Source organism: Alsobacter sp. R-9 (assembly GCF_054612375.1).
Genome location: NZ_JBTSWJ010000004.1, coordinates 204,753 through 221,255 on the forward strand (window position 1 = coordinate 204,753; position 16,503 = coordinate 221,255).

Below are 16,503 nucleotides of genomic sequence, written 5' to 3' on the forward strand. Positions count from 1 at the left end.
CAGCGGCGGGGGTCAGGCTCGCGCAACGGCCGGATCGACGGGTGCTTGGTGGGCCGACCGGATCGGCCTATAGGAACGGCATGAGCCAGGAGACGCGCGACCCGCGGGCCGCCGCGACAAGCCCGCTGGAGAGCCTCACCACCGCGGCCCGTGCCGCCACGGGGCGCGGATTGCCGCCGGTTCATCGCTGGAACCCGCCCTGGTGCGGCGACATCGACATGCGGATCGCCGCCGATGGCACGTGGTTCTATGCCGGGACGCCGATCGGTCGCCCGGCGCTGGTGCGACTGTTCTCGACCATCCTGCGCAAGGATCCCACGGGCTACGTGCTGGTGACGCCGGTCGAGCGGGTGGGCATCGAGGTGGACGACGTGCCCTTCCTGGCCGTCGAGATGGCCGTCTCCGGGGAGGGATCGGCGCGCGCCCTCTCCTTCCGCACCACCGTCGACGACTGGACGACGGCCGGCGTGGACCGGCCGCTGCGCTTCGAGCGGGAGGCGACCGGCGGCCTGAGGCCCTACGTGCTGGTGCGCGACGCGCTGTGGGCACGGGTGAACCGGCCCGTCTTCTACGACATGGTGGAACTGGGCGAGGAGGCGGACACGCCGGAGGGCCGCAAGTTCGGCGTCCGCTCGGGCGGCGTTTTCTTCCCCATGGCCGACGCCGGCGACCTCGAGGGGCTGGCGTGAGCGTCCAGGAGGTCTCCTTCTCCCCGGAGGCGCTCGAGGCGCGGGCGCTGGCGCGCCTGTCGCTGGCACCGCCGACGGGCCCCGGGCGGCGCGGCGACCACGACCTGATGCCGCACCTCGCGCCGGACCCCTCGGTGGTGCATCGCCCCGCCGCCGTGCTGATCCCCGTGGTCGCGCACCGCGACGAGGCGACGGTTCTGCTGACGCGCCGGGCGGCGCACCTGCGCGACCATTCGGGCCAGGTCGCCTTCCCCGGCGGCAAGATCGACCCCTCCGACGGCACGCCCGTCAACGCGGCCCTGCGGGAGGCGGAGGAGGAGATCGGGCTCGCCCGGCGCTTCGTGCGGCCGCTCGGCTACCTCGATTCCTACGTCACCGGGACGGGCTTCCACATCGTGCCGGTGGTGTCGCTGGTCGACCCGGCCTACGAGATCGCGCTCAACCCGTCGGAGGTGGACGCCGCGTTCGAGGTGCCCCTCGCCTTCCTGATGACGCCCGGCAACCACGAGCGCCACCAGCGCGAGTGGAAGGGGTTGATGCGGCACTACTACGCCATGCCCTATGGCGAGCACTTCATCTGGGGCGTGACCGCGGGCATCCTGCGCGGCATGTACGAAAGGCTTTACGGGACATGAGCCGCGCGCTCGCCGAGGAATTGCTGCTCTTCCTGCTGCCCTTCCTGCTGTTCGGGCTGTTCCTGGCGCTGCGCCGCCGCTCGCCGTTCCAGCGGGTGCACTGGGACGGTCACGTGTCGTGGCTGTTCCTCGCGGGGCTCGCGGTCGCCTTCGGCTACCTGATGTGGACGGGCTTCACGGCGGAGCGGGGCACCGGTCCCTACGTTCCCGCGCACATGGAGAACGGCCGCTTCGTGCCGGGGCGCATCGAATGACCGGGCCGGCGCAGGCCCGCCTGCCGGCGGGCTGCTTCATCGCCCGGGCGGACCTGCAGGCCCTGCTCGCCGTGCTGGACCGGGACGGCGAGGAGGCCCGCGTGGTGGGCGGGGCCGTGCGCAATGCGCTGCTCGGCCTCGAGCCGGGCGACATCGACGTCGCCACCACCGCCCTGCCGAAGGAGGTGATGCGCCGGGCGCGGGCGGCGGGCCTGAAGCCCGTGCCGACCGGGCTCGAGCACGGCACGATCACCGTCGTCGTCGAGGGCACGCCCTTCGAGGTGACGACCCTGCGCGAGGATGTCGACACCGACGGCCGGCGCGCGACCGTCGTGTTCGGCCGGGAGTTCTCGCACGACGCAAGGCGACGGGACTTCACCATCAACGCGCTCTACGCCACGGCCGACGGCACCGTGACCGACACGGTGGGCGGCCTCGCCGACCTCGCGGCGCGGCGCGTGCGCTTCATCGGCGACGCGGAGACCCGCATCCGCGAGGACTACCTGCGCATCCTGCGTCTGTTCCGCTTCCACGCCGAGTACGGCGAGGGTCCGCTCGACGATGCGGCGCTGACGGCGGCGATCCGGCTGCGAGCCGGCCTCGGCATCCTCTCCGCCGAGCGCGTGCGGGCCGAGGTGATGAAACTGCTGATGTGCCGCCGCGCCGCCGAGACCCTCGAGGAGGTGGCGGAGACCGGTTTCGCAGACCGGATCCTCGGCGGCGCGCCGGACGTGCGCGCCTTCGCCCGCCTCGTCGACACGCAGCCGGGTGCCGACGCGACGCTGCGGCTCGCGGCGCTCGCGATCCGGATTCCGGAGGATGCGGACCGGCTGCGCGAGCGGCTGCGTCTCTCCAACGCGGAACACCAGCGGCTGGAGCGCATCGGAACGCTGCTGGGCCGCCTGCACGGGCGCCTTCCCGTGCCGGACGACGCGCTGCTGCGGCGGCTTTCCTTCCACGAGGGGGCCGCGACGACGCGCGACGCGCTCGCCGTCGCCGCGGCGCGGCATGGCGTCGACCCCCGAACGGTGCTGGCGCAGGCGGACCGCCCGCTCCGGGAGGGAGGCCGCCCCTCCCCGTTCCGGGGACCGGATCTCGTGAAGCGCGGCGTGCAGCCCGGCCCCCGCATGGGCGCGATCCTGCTCCGGGCGCAGGACGCCTGGCTCGACGCCGGATGTCCGGACGCCCCCGCCGCACTCGCTGCCCTGCTGGATGCCGCTGTGGCGGCCTTGCCGGCCGAGGCGCCGTGAGCCCGTTTCGACTCCCTTTCCCCCCTCCGGCGCGCTAGATTGGCCTGAGCCGGTCGCCGTGTCCGGCATCGCGTCCGGCCGCCGCGTGCCCTGACGGCCAAAGGTCCCTCGCTCCAGAGGGGAGACACCGATGACCCGGGAGCCGCCTCGCCCCGCCGATGTCGCACGTCGCCTCGCCCGCCGGAGCAGCGAGCGGCAGCAGGCGTCGACACCGCGCAGCGGCGGCTGGCAGCGCGAGACCTTCTGCCTCCCGCGCGACCAGGCGCGGGAAAAGGCGCGGGAAACGTTCACCCGCTTCCCCAAGGCCGCCTACATGACCGAGATCGAGTGGTGGCGGGAGCTGGACGACGGCCAGATCGAGTTCACCATCCGCCGCCTGCCGTCCGCCGACTGACCTGGGCTCGGCCGCTCATTCCCCTCCGTTCCGCTGCGGGACCCTCTTCCCGCAGGGCGGGGAGAAGGGCGCGGCGTCGGTGTCGATGACGGTTCCGTGAAGACGTCGGCCCGCCTCCGTTTCGCCAGAAGGGCCGGCGAGCCTTGAAGCATGCCGGGCGAAGCCCAGAATCGACGAGATGGCCGCGCCGGCCACGGGGGCGTGGCCCAGGTCTTGAATGGTCGTCCACCACGAAAACGTGTGTGCCGCCGCAAAGAGCGGGAGAGGTGCGGGCTTGAAGGATGCCGCCGCACCGGGTGACACTGGCTCAACAGGCGCCCTTGCCGGCGCGTCGACGCGATGAGGATCCGATGAGCGAGACCGCCAACGCCGCCAGCCTCGACAGCATGATCGTCCGGGCCGCCGAAACGGCGGTGGAACAGGTCGGCCGGGCCCGGGAGGCGATCGCGACGGTCGTCTTCGGCCAGTCGCAGGTCGTCGAGAACGCCCTCATCACGATCCTAGCGGGCGGCCACGGGCTCGTCGTCGGCGTGCCCGGCCTCGCCAAGACGAAGCTCGTCGACACGATGGGCACCGTGCTGGGGCTCGAGGCGCGACGCATCCAGTTCACGCCCGACCTGATGCCCTCCGACATCCTCGGCTCCGAGGTGCTGGAGGAGGGACAGGGCGGCCGCCGCGCCTTCCGCTTCATCAAGGGGCCGATCTTCGCCCAGCTGCTGATGGCGGACGAGATCAACCGCGCCTCGCCGCGCACGCAGTCGGCGCTGCTGCAGGCGATGCAGGAGTACCACGTGACGGTGGCGGGCGAGAGCCACGACCTGCCCCGCCCGTTCCACGTGCTGGCGACGCAGAACCCGGTGGAGCAGGAGGGCACATACCCGCTCCCCGAGGCGCAGCTCGACCGCTTCATCATGCAGATCGACGTCGGCTACCCCGACGCCGCGACCGAGCGCCGCATCCTCCTCGAGACGACCTCCGACGGGCAGTCGAAGCCGAAGCCGGCGATGACCTCCGAGGACCTGATGGCCGCGCAGCGCCTGATGCGGCGCCTGCCGGTGGGCGAGAGCGTTGTGGACGCGATCCTGAAGCTGGTCCGCTCCGCCCGCCCGGGCGAGGGCGATGCCGAGGTCGACGCCCAGCTCGCCTGGGGCCCCGGCCCCCGCGCCGGCCAGTCGCTGATGCTCGCCGTGCGTGCCCGCGCGCTGATCCAGGGACGGCTGGCGCCGTCGCTGGACGACGTGGTGGCGCTGGCCGAGCCCGTTCTCAAGCATCGCATCGCGCTCAACTTCGCCGCCCGGGCGGAGGGCATGACGGTCGGCGGGATCATCCGCCGGCTCGTCGAGCGGATCGCCTGAGGCGCGCCGGGATGGTGAAGGTCCGCGTCCTGGACGAGGACGAGCGCAGCGTCGGCACGCGCCACGCCACCGACGCGCTGGAGCTCGCCCGTCGCCTGCCGCGGATCGCCATCGAGGCGCGGCGCATCGCCGCCACGGCGGCGCATGGCATCCATGGCCGCCGGCAGGCCGGACCCGGCGAGGCGTTCTGGCAGTTCCGCGCCTTCACCGCCGGCGAGCCCGCGAACCGGATCGACTGGCGCCGCTCGGCGCGCGACGACCGCTACTACGTGCGCGAACGCGAGTGGGAAGCGGCTCACACGGTGTGGCTGTGGATCGACCGGTCGCCGTCGATGGGCTTCGCCTCGGCGCTGGCGCAGGGCTCGAAAATCGAGCGCGCGCTCGTGCTCGGGCTGGCGCTGGCGGACGTGCTGGTGCGCGGCGGCGAGCGCGTCGGGCTGATGGACCTGACCCACCCGATGGCGACGCGCGGCATCGTCGACCGGCTGGCCGAGGCCATGGTGGCCAACAAGTCGCCTGCCGACCTGCCGGGCGGGCGGGCGCTGCCGCCGCTGACCGAGGCGGTCCTCGTCGGCGACTTCCTGACGCCGGCGGCCAGGGTGCGCGAGACCATCGAGCGGCTGTCGGCGCGCGGCGCGCGCGGACACCTGGTGCTGGTGGTCGACCCCGTCGAGGAGACGTTCCCGTTCGAGGGGCAGGCGGTGCTCGCCGACCTCGAGGGGCCGGACACGCTGCGCGTGGGCGACGCAGGGTCGTTCCGCGACCTCTACCTGGAGCGGATGCGCGGCCACCGCGAGGCGCTACGTGAGGCGTGCACGCGGCGCGGCTGGAGCTTCGCGGTCCACCGCACCGACCGGCCGGCCTCCGAGGCTCTGCTGGCGCTCGCCGGCCGTATCGCCAGCAATGACGCCGTGGGGCGGCCCGCCGCCGCCGGGGGAGGCTGAGCCCGATGTTCGAGGCGCTCCCGCTCGGCTTCACGACCCCCGCCGTCCTGCTGGCGCTGGTGACGCTGCCGGCCCTGTGGCTGCTGCTGCGCGTGACGCCGCCGCAGCCGCGCCGCATCGACTTCCCGCCGCTCAAGCTCATCATGGACCTCGTGCCGCGGCAGGAGACGCCGCAGCGCACGCCGTGGTGGCTGCTGCTTCTGCGCCTCATCGTCGCCGCCCTGGTCATCTTCGCCATGGCCGGGCCCGTGTGGAACCCGACCAAGGACACGGCCGCCGGCACGGGGCCGATCCTTCTCGTCGTCGACAACGGCTGGGCCGCAGCCCCGGACTGGGCGGAGCGCGTCGCCGCGGCGGAGAGCCTGCTGCGCGGCGCGTCGCGGGCCGGGCGGCCCGTCGCCGTGCTCGCCACCGGCGAGACGGTTCAGGACGTGCAGATGGGTGACGCCGGCGCGGCGCTGGAGCGGGTGCGGGCGATGAAGCCGGCGCCGCACACGCCGGACCGGCTCGCCGTGCTGCTCCCGCTCGGGCGTTTCCTCGCCCGCGAGACCGCCGCCGAAGTCATCTGGATCAGCGACGGCATTGCCGTCGACGGGACGAGCGGGTTCGTGACCTCGCTCGCCGAGGCGACCAAGGGGCGCACGGTCACCGTGCTCTCGGGCGCCGTCGCGCGGCCGCTTGCGCTGGCCGGCGTGAACAACACGGCGGCCGGCCTCTCCGTCACCGTCCTGCGGGCGGCGCCGAACGGCCGCGACGCGGGCATGGTGCGCGCCGTCGACCGGCGCGGCCTTCCCCTCGCCGAGACGCCGTTCGCCTTCGACGGCGGCGCGACGTCAACCGAGGTGCTGATCAAGCTCCCCGTCGACCTGCGCAACGACATCGCCCGCCTCGACATCGCCGAGGAGCGGACAGCGGGCGCCGTGGCGCTCGTCGACGAGGCGAGCCGCCGGCGGCGTATCGGGCTCGTCTCGGGGGCGACGTCCGACACGGCGCAGCCGCTGCTGTCGCCGACCTACTACGTGGCCAAGGCGCTGGCACCCTATGCCGACATCCGCGAGCCGCGGCTCGGCCCGGCCGAGGCGATCCGCACCCTTCTCGACGAGAAGGTGCCGATGCTGATCCTCGCCGACACCGGCGCGCTGCCGCAGGACCTGCGCCAGCGGCTGGCGCAGTACGTCGAGGGCGGGGGCGTCCTGCTGCGCTTCGCCGGTTCGCGCCTGGCGGCAGCGGGCAACGACGATCTCTCGCCGGTGAAGCTGCGCCGCGGCGGCCGCGCCCTCGGCGGCGCGCTGTCGTGGGAGAGCCCGCGCACGCTGGCGCCCTTCGACCGGGCGAGCCCCTTCTACGGCCTGACGCCGCCGGCCGACGTCGGCATCACCCGCCAGCTGCTGGCCGAGCCGGACGCCGACCTGACCCGCAAGACCTGGGCAGCGCTGGTCGACGGCACGCCGATCATCACCGCAGAGCGGCGGGGCCAGGGCCTCACGGTCCTCGTGCACGTCACGGCCGACACCACATGGTCGAACCTGCCGCTCTCCGGCCTGTTCGTGGAGATGCTGAAGCGCGTCGTCGCGCTCGCCGGTACCGGCGAGGCGCAGGCGCAGGCCGGCACCAGCGGCGGCGCGCCGGTGTTCGCGGCGCCGCTGCGCACGCTCGACGGGTTCGGCGTGTTCAACCCGCCGCCCGCCACCGCCCGCCCCATCGCCGTCGGAGGAGACCGCGTGGCCAGCCTCGACCATCCGCCCGGTTTCTACGGCCAGGCCGACGCCCCGCTGGCCGTCAACACCCTGCAGCCCGGCGCCACGCTGGTTGCGCTCGACTATGCGCCGCTCGGCGCGCGCGTCGAGCCGCTGGCGCGCGGCGAGAGCGTCGACGCCCGGCCGTGGCTGGTGGCGCTGGCGCTGCTTGGCTTCGCCCTCGACACGCTGGCGGTGCTCTGGCTCTCCGGGCGCCTCGGGCTCATCCGCCGCCGTGCTGCGCCCGCGGCGCTCGTGCTGGCGGCGGGCCTCGGTGCGCTTGCCGCCCTCGCCCTCTCCGGCGCCGCGACACCGGCTGGGGCGCAGGAGCGCACGCCGCCGTCGCAGCGGCCGGCGATCAGCCCCAAGGAGGCGGACGCGGCACTGGCGACGCGCTTCGCCTACGTGCTCACCGGCGACGCCTCCGTCGACGAGACCAGCCGGGCGGGCCTCACCGGCCTCGGGCAGTTCCTGTCGGCCCGCACCGCGCTCGATCCCGCCGAGCCGGCGGGCGTCGATCCGTCGCGCGACGAGCTCTCGGTCTACCCCATCATCTACTGGCCGATCGTCGCAGGGCGCCCGGCCCCCAACGACGCGGCGGTGCGCAAGCTCGACGCCTTCATGAAGAACGGCGGGACCGTCATCTTCGACACACGCGACGCGATGTCGGCACGGCCCGGCGGGCCGCCCACGCCCGAGACGCGGACGCTGCGCCAGATCCTCGCCGGCATCGCCGTCCCGGAGCTGGAGCCCGTGCCGCGCGACCATGTCGTGACGAAGGCCTTCTACCTGATCGATAACTTCCCCGGCCGCTACGCCGACGGGCAGACCTGGATCGAGGCGCTGCCGCGCGAAGGCCCCGACGCCGAGCGGCCGGCCCGCGCCGGCGACGGCGTGTCGCCGATCATCATCACCTCCAACGACCTCGCCGCCGCCTGGGCGACGGGCCGCCGCGGCGAGCCGCTCTACCCGCTGACGCCGGGCTACCCGCGCCAGCGGGAGTTCGCCTTCCGGGCGGGCGTCAACCTCGTGATGTACGCGCTGACCGGCAACTACAAGGCCGACCAGGTGCACGTGCCCGCGCTGCTCGAGCGGCTCGGCCAGTGACGGGACCCCGGCCATGACCTCGATCGACTGGTCCCCCCTCCTGCCGCTGCCGATCGTGATCACGATCGCGGTCATCGCCGCGGCGGCCGGCATCCTCGCGCTGCTCGTGCGCCAGACGGGCGCGACGCTGCGGGCGCTCGCCATCGCCTTCTTCATCCTGGCCCTGTTCAATCCGTCTCTCGTGCGCGAAGAGCGCGACCGGCTGAAGGACGTCGTGGCGGTGGTGGTGGACCGCTCGGGCTCGCAGGCGCTCGACAAGCGGGCCGGCCAGACCACGGCGGTCGTCGAGCAGCTGTCGCGCCGGCTCGCGGCGCTGCCGGACGTCGAGGTGCGTACCATCGAGGCCCGCGAGAACACCGGCGGCAGCGACGGCACGCGGCTGTTCTCTGCGCTGCAGTCGGGGCTCTCGGACGTGCCGCCGGAACGCGTCGGCGGCGCCATCCTCGTCACCGACGGCGTCGTGCACGACGTGCCGGATGCGGCGGCGGCGCTGGGCTTCCGCGCGCCGGTGCACGCCCTCGTCACCGGCCATACGCAGGAGCGGGACCGGCGCGTCGCCCTTCTCGACACGCCGCGCTTCGGCATCGTCGGCAAGGAGCAGGCGATCCGGCTGCGCGTCGAGGATCCCGGCCGCACCGAGCCGGTGCGCGTGGTGCTGCGGCGCGACGGCGTGCAGCTGCTGGAGCGCCGCGCGGTGCCCGGCGAGGTGCTGCGCCTGCCCGTGCGCATCGAGCACGGCGGCACCAACGTCATCGAGATCGAGGCCGAGGAGGCCCCGGGCGAGCTGACCGCCTACAACAACAAGGCCGTCGTCCCCGTCGAAGGCATCCGCGAGAAGCTGCGCGTGCTGCTCGTCTCCGGCCAGCCGCACGCCGGCGAGCGCACGTGGCGCAACATCCTGAAGTCGGACGCCAACGTCGACCTCGTCCACTTCACCATCCTGCGCCCGCCGGAGAAGCAGGACGGCACGCCGATCAACGAGCTGTCGCTGATCGCCTTCCCGACGCGCGAGCTGTTCGAGACGAAGATCGCCGAGTTCGACCTCATCATCTTCGACCGTTATTCCAACCAGTCGATCCTGCCGTCGATCTACTTCGCCAACATCGTGCGCTACGTGCGCGAAGGCGGGGCCGTGCTGGTCGCCGCCGGGCCGGAATTCGCGGGGCGCACCGGCCTTGCCGGGACGCCGCTCGGCGCGGTGATGCCGGCGCGGCCCGATGGCAGGATCATCGAGCGCGCCTTCCTGGCGCAGGTCACGCCGACGGGCGGACGCCACCCCGTGACGCGGGCCCTGCCGGGCGCTCCCGAGGGCGACGGCGAGCCGCAGTGGGGCGAGTGGCTGCGCCAGATCTCGGCCGAGACGCGCGCGGGCACGACCGTCATGGCCGGCCCCGACCAGAAGCCGCTGCTGGTGCTGTCGCGCGAGAACAAGGGCCGGGTCGCCCTGCTGCTCTCCGACCATGTGTGGCTCTGGGCCCGCGACTTCCGCGGCGGCGGCCCGCACCTCGACCTGCTGCGGCGCCTCGGCCACTGGCTTATGAAGGAGCCGGACCTCGAGGAGGAGGCGCTTCGTGCCACCTCGAAGGGCGCCGTCGTGACGGTGGAGCGCCAGACGCTTGCCGACGAAACCGCCCCGGTCACGCTCACCGCCCCGTCCGGCGGAACGTCGACCGTGACGCTCGCTGCGGCCTCTCCCGGTCTGTGGCGCGCGACGACCGAGGTGAAGGAGCCGGGGCTCTACCGGCTCAGCGACGGTTCGTTGACGGCCTTCGTCAGCGTCGGGCCGCCGAACCCGCGCGAGTACCAGGAGGTGCTCTCGACGGCGTCCATCCTGACGCCGATCGCGGACGCCACCGGCGGTTCGGTGCGGCGCGTCGCGGAGCGCCCGGACGAGACGCCGCGGGTGCCGAGCGTCGTGACGCTGTCCAGCGGAACGCGCTTCTCCGGCGCAGATTTCATCGCCATCCGCTCAACCGACTCGTCCGTGGTGAAGGGCGTCGGCGTGACGCCGATCTTCCTCGGCTTCATCGGCCTCGTGCTGCTGGCGCTGAGCCTGCTGGCTGCGTGGCTCGGCGAGGCGCGGCTGGCCAAGGCCGCCCGCGGCTGACCGGTCTCCCTCGCCCGAGGCGAGGCGGGCTTTCAGTGGATCGGGCCGCGGGCGCCGGCGAGGACGCCGGGCTCCAGCTCGAGCGCGAGAAGGCGCTCGGGATCGACGGGCCCCGGCATCTCCAGCTTTCCGCGCGGCACCTTCACGAAACCGGCCCGGCCGTAGAACGGCTCGTCGCCGACGAGGAGCACCAGCCGGTGGCCGGCCTCCTGCGCGGCCGCGAGCGAGCGGCGCACGAGCGCCATGCCGATGCCGCGGTTCATGAAGGCGGGCTCGACCGTGACGGGTCCGAGCAGGAGCGCGGGAACCCCGCCCGCGACGATGCGCGTCAGCCGGATGGAGCCGACGAGCAGGGTGCCCACCATTGCGGCAAAGGAGAGGTCCGGCTCGTGCTGCTTGCCCTCGCGCAGGCGGAAGGCCGTGCGGGCGAAGCGGCCCGGGCCGAAGGCGCGCTCGTGCAGCCGGTCGATCGCTTCGGCGTCGGTCGCGGTCTCGTGGCGGATCGTCAGGAACAGGTCGGTCATGGTCGGGCCTTGGGGTCGCAGCGGCGGACAGGCTGCGGAGGAGCGGTGTGCCCGCATTCGGGCCACCACGGCGGCTCCGGACGGGGCACGGATATGCGTGCCGGATCGAGGAGGATCCCCTCCCCGCTCATCGCTGCCGTCGTCGCTCCTGCCTGACCATGATGCCCCCGTGCCCGCCCCGAAACGGGCGGGGTTGGCTAGCACGACCGCAACGGGCCGTCCACAGGCATCACCAGTAGGGCGACAGGGGCGCGCGGCCCGCGATCTCGTCCAGCCGCGCCCGCGTCGCCCGCGTCGTGGCCTCCGGCAGGGCGTCCAGCGGGAAGAAGCCGCTGGCGCGGATCTCCCGGTCCGGCACACGGGGTGCGGTCTGCCGGAACGTCCGGCAGACGTAGACCGCGACATGGTCGCGCGGGGAGGCTCTCCTGTTGAAGAAGAGGCCATGGAGGGCGGGCTCGCCTTCCATGACGATGTTGCCCTCCTCCATCACCTCGCGCGACAGCGCCTCGAGCACCGTCTCGCCGGACTCGACGCCGCCGCCCGGCAGGTACCAGCCGGGCGTATAGGTGTGCTCGACGAGGAAGACGCCGCGCTCGGGGTGGATCAGGGCGCCACGCACGCCGAGCGTCATCGGGCGCGAGAGGCGGAACCACTGGTGCATGGCGCGCTGCAGCATCCGGGCCCGCACTCCCGGGCGCCGACCGTCGTCGCCGCTCATCGTCTCCACCATCCCATGCGACCGGTGTAGCAGACGCCGTGGCCGTTGCCACGGGTCAGGCACGCCCCTGGCGGCACGGACGGCCCGGCCTGCCCGCGAGGGACGCTGCGCGGCCATCGCCGTCTCGCAGGGATGTGAGCGCGCGGGCCGCGCCATGCCGGGCGGGCGCTTGACGACGGGGGAGGAACCGGAGAGAGGTGACGCCCACATGTTCCGCCTCGCCCATCTCTCCGATCCCCATCTCGGTCCCCTGCCCCAGCCCCGGCTGCGCGAACTCGCGGGCAAGCGGATCACGGGCTACATGAACTGGCGCCGGGGGCGGGACCGCATCCATGACATGGGATTGCTGGACCGGCTGCTGGCCGACATGCGCTCGCACGCGCCGGACCACATCGCCTGTACCGGCGACCTGATCAACATCGGCCTGCACGGCGAGTTCGCCGTCGCACGCGCCTTCCTCGAGAAGCTCGGCACGCCGGACAAGGTCAGCTTCGTCCCCGGCAACCACGACGCCTATGTCCGCACGTCGATGCGCGACGTGGAACGCTACCTGTCGCCGTGGATGACGACGGATTCCGGCCGCTTCGAAGGTTTTCCCTACGTGCGAATGGTGGGCCCCGTGGCGCTCGTCGGCGTGTCGTCGGCGGTGCCGACGGGACCGTTCGTGGCCTCGGGCACGCTGGGAGTGGAGCAGCGGGGGAAGATCCAGACGGTGCTGTCCTTCCTCGGGCAGACGCCGCTGGCGCGAGTCGTGCTGATCCATCATCCGCCCTATCGCGGCGGTACGGGCGGGCGCGGGCTCACCGACGCAACCGCCTTCGAGGACCTGCTCGGCAAGACCGGCGCCGAACTCATCCTGCATGGGCACAACCACGTCACGTCGGTGAACCGGATCGCCGGACCCAAGGGGCCCATCCCCTGCGTCGGCGTGCCGTCGTGCTCGGCCGTCCGCGGCACGCTCACGCACAGGGCGGGGTACCACCTGTTCGACATCGACCTGACCGAGACGGGGCCGGTGATCACGGGACGCACGCGCGGGCTCCTGCCCGGCGGCGAGATCGGCGACGTGGGGCCGCTGCCGCTCTAGATTGCTACGCTTGGCGGTCAGAAGCGCGGCAGGAGGCCGAGGAGGTCGATGCCGCGGGCCCTGAGCAGCATGGCGCCGTAGAGCAGGCCGGCGCCGGCCATCATGCCGAGCAGGGTCGTGAAGACGAGGTCGCCCGTGGTGTGGCGGCGCGCGGAATCCGGCACAGCAGCGGGACCCGGGGCCACCTCTGCAGCCGGCGAGGCCTGGGTGACGGGATCGCCCTGCGACAGCGCGCGCTCCCGCTCCACCAGCCGGCGCCCGAGATAGGCGGTGACGGCCTCCGCCAGCGGGTCGACCTTGTCGCTTTCGGCGATGAGGACCCGGCCCGCCCTCGTCTCCTGGATGAAGCGGAAGGTCCGCCGGTCGCGCGCCATCTCGACGAACGCGACCATGTCGACGAAGAGGCGCGGCTTCTCGCCGGGCACGAGACCGATGTCGAACAGTTCCGCGTCGCGCGGGAGCTGCGCGAAGACGGGCTCCAGCGTCTCGCGGAGCATCTCCAGCCGCGCGAGTTCGGCCCCCCTCAGTTCCGCCGCCACGGTCGAACGCTCCGCCTCCTCGATCCGGGCACGACGCACGGCCGCGCGCAGGTCCAACGCGGGAGACCCCTGCACGGGTGCGGCGGGCTGAGGGAAAGGATGGACGGATTCGTCCTTCATCGGCGGACCCCGGTGACGCAACGTCGGGATGACGTAAACAAACCGTAAACGAAGAGACCGCGAACCGGAAGCCGGGGCCGAAGGCGGCTGTGGAGAAGGGGCGAGCGCGACGGAGGGGACGGAGGGGACGGAGGAACAAGGACGGAGAGACGCGGACAGTCCCCCACCCCCGCCCCCTCCCCACAAGGGGAAGGGGAGCGGAGAGGTGGCGGCGTCGTGAACGGTGTGGCTGGGGCAAGCCGCCTCGGCACCGAAGCCGGCGGCGCGTCCAGGAGTTGAAGCGATCGGGGCGTGTCCCCCTCCCCCCTTGTGGGGAGGCGCAAGGGGGTGGGGACCGCGCAGGGGACAGTCATTGCGGGCGCCTGCCGCGTCAGGCGGGGCGGCTCCCCTGAAGAGAAATGCGCGCAAGAAGCTGGCTGGCGGTCCGGGGGAAGCCGACCGTTCCGCCCAGCGCCAAGAAAAAAGCCCCGCCGGAAGGCCGGCGGGGCGAAGACAGGGGTCAGGGTCGAAAAAGTCGGAGGAGCGGGTCGCCGCCCCAACACGGACAACCTAGGCGATCAGCCCCCGCTCCGATGTGCGATATCGCACATCGCGGAACCGGCCGGTCCCTTACACATTAAGCCCATGACGGGCTGGCCAGCCCAACCCGGCAGACCTGACGACCCCATATCCCTTGCAACCCCGCCGGGCAGAAATCCGCGCGGGGTTCCTTTTTTCCGTCTGGCGTCAGATGCATCGGCCCCCATCGACCTGCAGGACGTCGCCGGTCACCATCTCCGCTTCGTCCGAGCACAGGAAGACGGCGGCGTTACCGATGTCCTGGGGTGTCGAAAGCCGCCCCCAGGGGATGGTGGCCTTGAAGGCGGCGCGCTTCTCCGGCGTGTCCTCGCCCATGAAGGTGGCGAGCAGCGGCGTCTCCCCGGCCACGGGCGCGATGGCGTTGACGCGGATGCGGTCGGGGGCGAGTTCCACCGCCATCGACTTCGACATCAGGTTCACGGCGCCCTTGCTGGCGTTGTACCAGGTGAGACCCGGTCGCGGCCGGATGCCGGCCGTGGACCCGATGTTGAGGATGACCCCGCCGCCCTGCCGGCGCATGTGCGGGATCGCCGCCTGCGCGTAGAGGTAGATGGACTTCACGTTCACCGCGAAGACGCGGTCGAATTCCGCCTCGTCCACCTCCAGCATCGGCCGGTTGCGGTGGGAGATGCCGGCGTTGTTGACGAGGATGTCCAGCCGGCCGAAGCGCGAGACCGCCGCCGCGACGGAGGCGTTCACGTCGGCGGCCTTCGCCACGTCGGCGCCGATGCCGACGGCGTTCGGCAGCGAAGCGGCCACGGCCTCCGCCTTCTCGCGCTGGATGTCGACCAGCACCAGCTTCGCGCCCTCGCGGGCGAAGCACTCCGCGATGCCCTGGCCGAAGCCCTGCCCGGCGCCGGTGACCAGCGCGACCTTGTCCTGCAGGCGTCCCATGCCCTTGTCCCCGATGCTCCCGGCCTTCAGCCGTGGTTGATGACGATTGTGCGCGAGGCGCTGAACTCGTAGAGCGCCTCGAACCCCTTCTCGCGGCCATGGCCGGACTTCTTCACGCCGCCGAAGGGCAGCTCGATGCCGCCGCCCGCGCCGTAGCCGTTGACGAAGACCTGGCCGCAGCGCATCGCCCGCGCCACCCGCATCGAGCGCTTCGCGTCGCCCGTCCACACGCCCGCGACGAGGCCGTAGGGCGTGCCGTTGGCGAGGCGGATGGCGTCGGCCTCGTCGTCGAAGGGCAGCAGCGAGAGGACCGGGCCGAAGACCTCCTCGCGGGCGAGGTCGTTGGCGCGCGGGACCGGGCCGAAGAGGGCCGGCCTGACGTAGAAGCCGCCGGCCGGCAGGCCCTCCGCCAGCGTCCCCTCCGCCAGCGGCGTCAGCCCTTCGGCGCGGGCGCGTTCGACGAACCGCTCCACGCGCTGCTTCTGGCCGGCGTTGATCATGGCGCCGAGGTCGAGGTCCATCAGGTGGCTGCCGACGCGCACCTGCGAGAAGCGATCCGCCACGGCGGCCGCGACGCGGTCGTAGGCGCTGCGCTCGATGAGGACGCGGCTGCCGGCCGAGCAGGTCTGGCCACCGTTCTGCACGATCGCCTTCACAAGCACGGGCACCGCCGCGTCGAGGTCGGCGTCGGCGAAGACGAGCTGCGGCGACTTGCCGCCGAGCTCCAGCGTGCAGCCGATGTGGTTGCGCGCCGCCGACGTCTGGATCAGCGTGCCGACCTCCGGGCTGCCGGTGAAGGAGATGAAGTCGATTCCCGGATGGGACGACAGCGCGGCCCCCGCCTCCTCGCCGAGGCCTGTGACGACGTTGAGGGCGCCCGGCGGGAATCCCACCTCCAGCGCCAGCTCGGCGAAGCGCAGCAGCGACAGGCACGCATCCTCTGCCGGCTTCACCACGCAGGCATTGCCGCAGGCGAGCGATGCGCCGACCGAGCGGCCGAAGATCTGGGCCGGGTAGTTCCACGGCACGATGTGCGCCGTGACCCCGTGCGGCTCGCGCGTCACCGCGACGGTGTAGCCGTTGAGGAAGGGGATCGTCTCGCCGTGCAGCTTGTCGGCGGCGGTCCCGTAGAACTCGAAGTAGCGCGCGGCCGCGACCATGTCGGCGCGGCCCTGCGACAGCGGCTTGCCGGTATCCTGCGCCTCGAGCGCGCCGAGTTCGTCGACCCGGGCGGCGACCGCCTCGCCGAGCTTCACGAGCAGCCGCCCGCGCTCCGTCGCCGTGAGCTTGCCCCACGGCCCCTCGAACGCGGCGCGGGCGGAGGCCACGGCGGCGTCAACGTCGGCACTCCCGGACCGCGGCATGGTGGCGAAGGCTGCGCCGTCCGACGGGCAGATCGCATCCAGCGTCCGGCCGTCGCGCGCGGGGATGCGGCGCCCGTCGACGATGTTGGCATAGGCGGCGAGGCTGTCCCCGGAGCGGGGCTGGGGCGTCGGGGCGTTCATGGCGATCCTCCCGCGGCTCGCACGGCCGCTGCCGGAGTTTAGGCGACGCGTCAGGGCGGGGACAAC

15 protein-coding genes are annotated in these 16,503 nt (G+C 73.0%); 10 read left to right on the forward strand and 5 right to left on the reverse strand.

What is annotated here, in order from left to right:
* Positions 1 to 80 precede the first annotated feature (80 nt).
* The 9 genes from ACX9GQ_RS09020 to ACX9GQ_RS09060 all read left to right on the forward strand — a co-directional run bounded on the left by ACX9GQ_RS09020 (position 81) and on the right by ACX9GQ_RS09060 (position 10,471).
* A complete protein-coding gene (locus ACX9GQ_RS09020) occupies positions 81 to 689 on the forward strand; it encodes a DUF1285 domain-containing protein (protein ID WP_459629186.1) in 609 nt (202 codons plus the stop codon).
* A complete protein-coding gene (locus tag ACX9GQ_RS09025; protein ID WP_459629187.1) occupies positions 686 to 1,324 on the forward strand; it encodes a CoA pyrophosphatase in 639 nt (212 codons plus the stop codon). The genes ACX9GQ_RS09020 and ACX9GQ_RS09025 overlap by 4 nt, the downstream gene beginning before the upstream one ends.
* Positions 1,321 to 1,578, forward strand: a complete 258-nt coding sequence (locus ACX9GQ_RS09030) for a DUF6111 family protein (RefSeq protein WP_459629188.1) — start codon at positions 1,321 to 1,323, stop codon at positions 1,576 to 1,578. The genes ACX9GQ_RS09025 and ACX9GQ_RS09030 overlap by 4 nt, the downstream gene beginning before the upstream one ends.
* Positions 1,575 to 2,828 carry a CCA tRNA nucleotidyltransferase gene (locus ACX9GQ_RS09035; RefSeq protein ID WP_459629189.1) on the forward strand — a complete coding sequence of 418 codons (1,254 nt, stop codon included), beginning with the start codon at positions 1,575 to 1,577 and terminating at the stop codon, positions 2,826 to 2,828. Before ACX9GQ_RS09030 ends, ACX9GQ_RS09035 begins: the two co-directional genes overlap by 4 nt.
* Before the next feature lie 130 nt (positions 2,829 to 2,958).
* Positions 2,959 to 3,222, forward strand: a complete 264-nt coding sequence (locus ACX9GQ_RS09040) for a hypothetical protein (RefSeq protein WP_459629190.1) — start codon at positions 2,959 to 2,961, stop codon at positions 3,220 to 3,222.
* 350 nt (positions 3,223 to 3,572) lie between these two features.
* Positions 3,573 to 4,577 carry an AAA family ATPase gene (locus ACX9GQ_RS09045; protein WP_459629191.1) on the forward strand — a complete coding sequence of 335 codons (1,005 nt, stop codon included), beginning with the start codon at positions 3,573 to 3,575 and terminating at the stop codon, positions 4,575 to 4,577.
* 11 nt (positions 4,578 to 4,588) lie between these two features.
* A complete protein-coding gene (locus ACX9GQ_RS09050; protein WP_459629192.1) occupies positions 4,589 to 5,521 on the forward strand; it encodes a DUF58 domain-containing protein in 933 nt (310 codons plus the stop codon).
* A 5-nt stretch (positions 5,522 to 5,526) separates the two neighbouring features.
* On the forward strand, positions 5,527 to 8,364 hold the full coding sequence (locus tag ACX9GQ_RS09055) for a DUF4159 domain-containing protein (RefSeq protein WP_459629193.1): 2,838 nt from the start codon (positions 5,527 to 5,529) through the stop codon (positions 8,362 to 8,364).
* Between the two features lie 13 nt (positions 8,365 to 8,377).
* Positions 8,378 to 10,471 carry a hypothetical protein gene (locus ACX9GQ_RS09060; protein ID WP_459629194.1) on the forward strand — a complete coding sequence of 698 codons (2,094 nt, stop codon included), beginning with the start codon at positions 8,378 to 8,380 and terminating at the stop codon, positions 10,469 to 10,471.
* Between the two features lie 32 nt (positions 10,472 to 10,503).
* On the opposite strand, the gene ACX9GQ_RS09065 is transcribed toward ACX9GQ_RS09060, so the two are convergent.
* The gene (locus tag ACX9GQ_RS09065; protein ID WP_459629195.1) at positions 10,504 to 10,995 is read right to left on the reverse strand and encodes a GNAT family N-acetyltransferase; all 492 of its coding nucleotides are present in this window, start codon (positions 10,993 to 10,995) and stop codon (positions 10,504 to 10,506) included.
* 229 nt (positions 10,996 to 11,224) lie between these two features.
* A complete protein-coding gene (locus tag ACX9GQ_RS09070) occupies positions 11,225 to 11,713 on the reverse strand; it encodes an NUDIX domain-containing protein (protein WP_459629196.1) in 489 nt (162 codons plus the stop codon).
* A gap of 208 nt (positions 11,714 to 11,921) precedes the next feature.
* On the opposite strand from ACX9GQ_RS09070, the gene ACX9GQ_RS09075 reads away from it, so the two are divergent.
* Entirely contained in the window at positions 11,922 to 12,800 is an 879-nt protein-coding gene (locus ACX9GQ_RS09075) for a metallophosphoesterase family protein (protein WP_459629197.1), read from the forward strand.
* 17 nt (positions 12,801 to 12,817) lie between these two features.
* On the opposite strand, the gene ACX9GQ_RS09080 is transcribed toward ACX9GQ_RS09075, so the two are convergent.
* The 3 genes from ACX9GQ_RS09080 to ACX9GQ_RS09090 form a co-directional block, all read right to left on the reverse strand.
* The gene (locus tag ACX9GQ_RS09080; RefSeq protein WP_459629198.1) at positions 12,818 to 13,459 is read right to left on the reverse strand and encodes a hypothetical protein; all 642 of its coding nucleotides are present in this window, start codon (positions 13,457 to 13,459) and stop codon (positions 12,818 to 12,820) included.
* Positions 13,460 to 14,185: 726 nt separating this feature from the next.
* Positions 14,186 to 14,932, reverse strand: coding sequence for an SDR family oxidoreductase (locus ACX9GQ_RS09085; protein ID WP_459629199.1), 747 nt, complete (start codon positions 14,930 to 14,932; stop codon positions 14,186 to 14,188).
* A 26-nt stretch (positions 14,933 to 14,958) separates the two neighbouring features.
* Positions 14,959 to 16,437 carry an aldehyde dehydrogenase family protein gene (locus ACX9GQ_RS09090; protein WP_459629200.1) on the reverse strand — a complete coding sequence of 493 codons (1,479 nt, stop codon included), beginning with the start codon at positions 16,435 to 16,437 and terminating at the stop codon, positions 14,959 to 14,961.
* Positions 16,438 to 16,503: the final 66 nt, after the last annotated feature.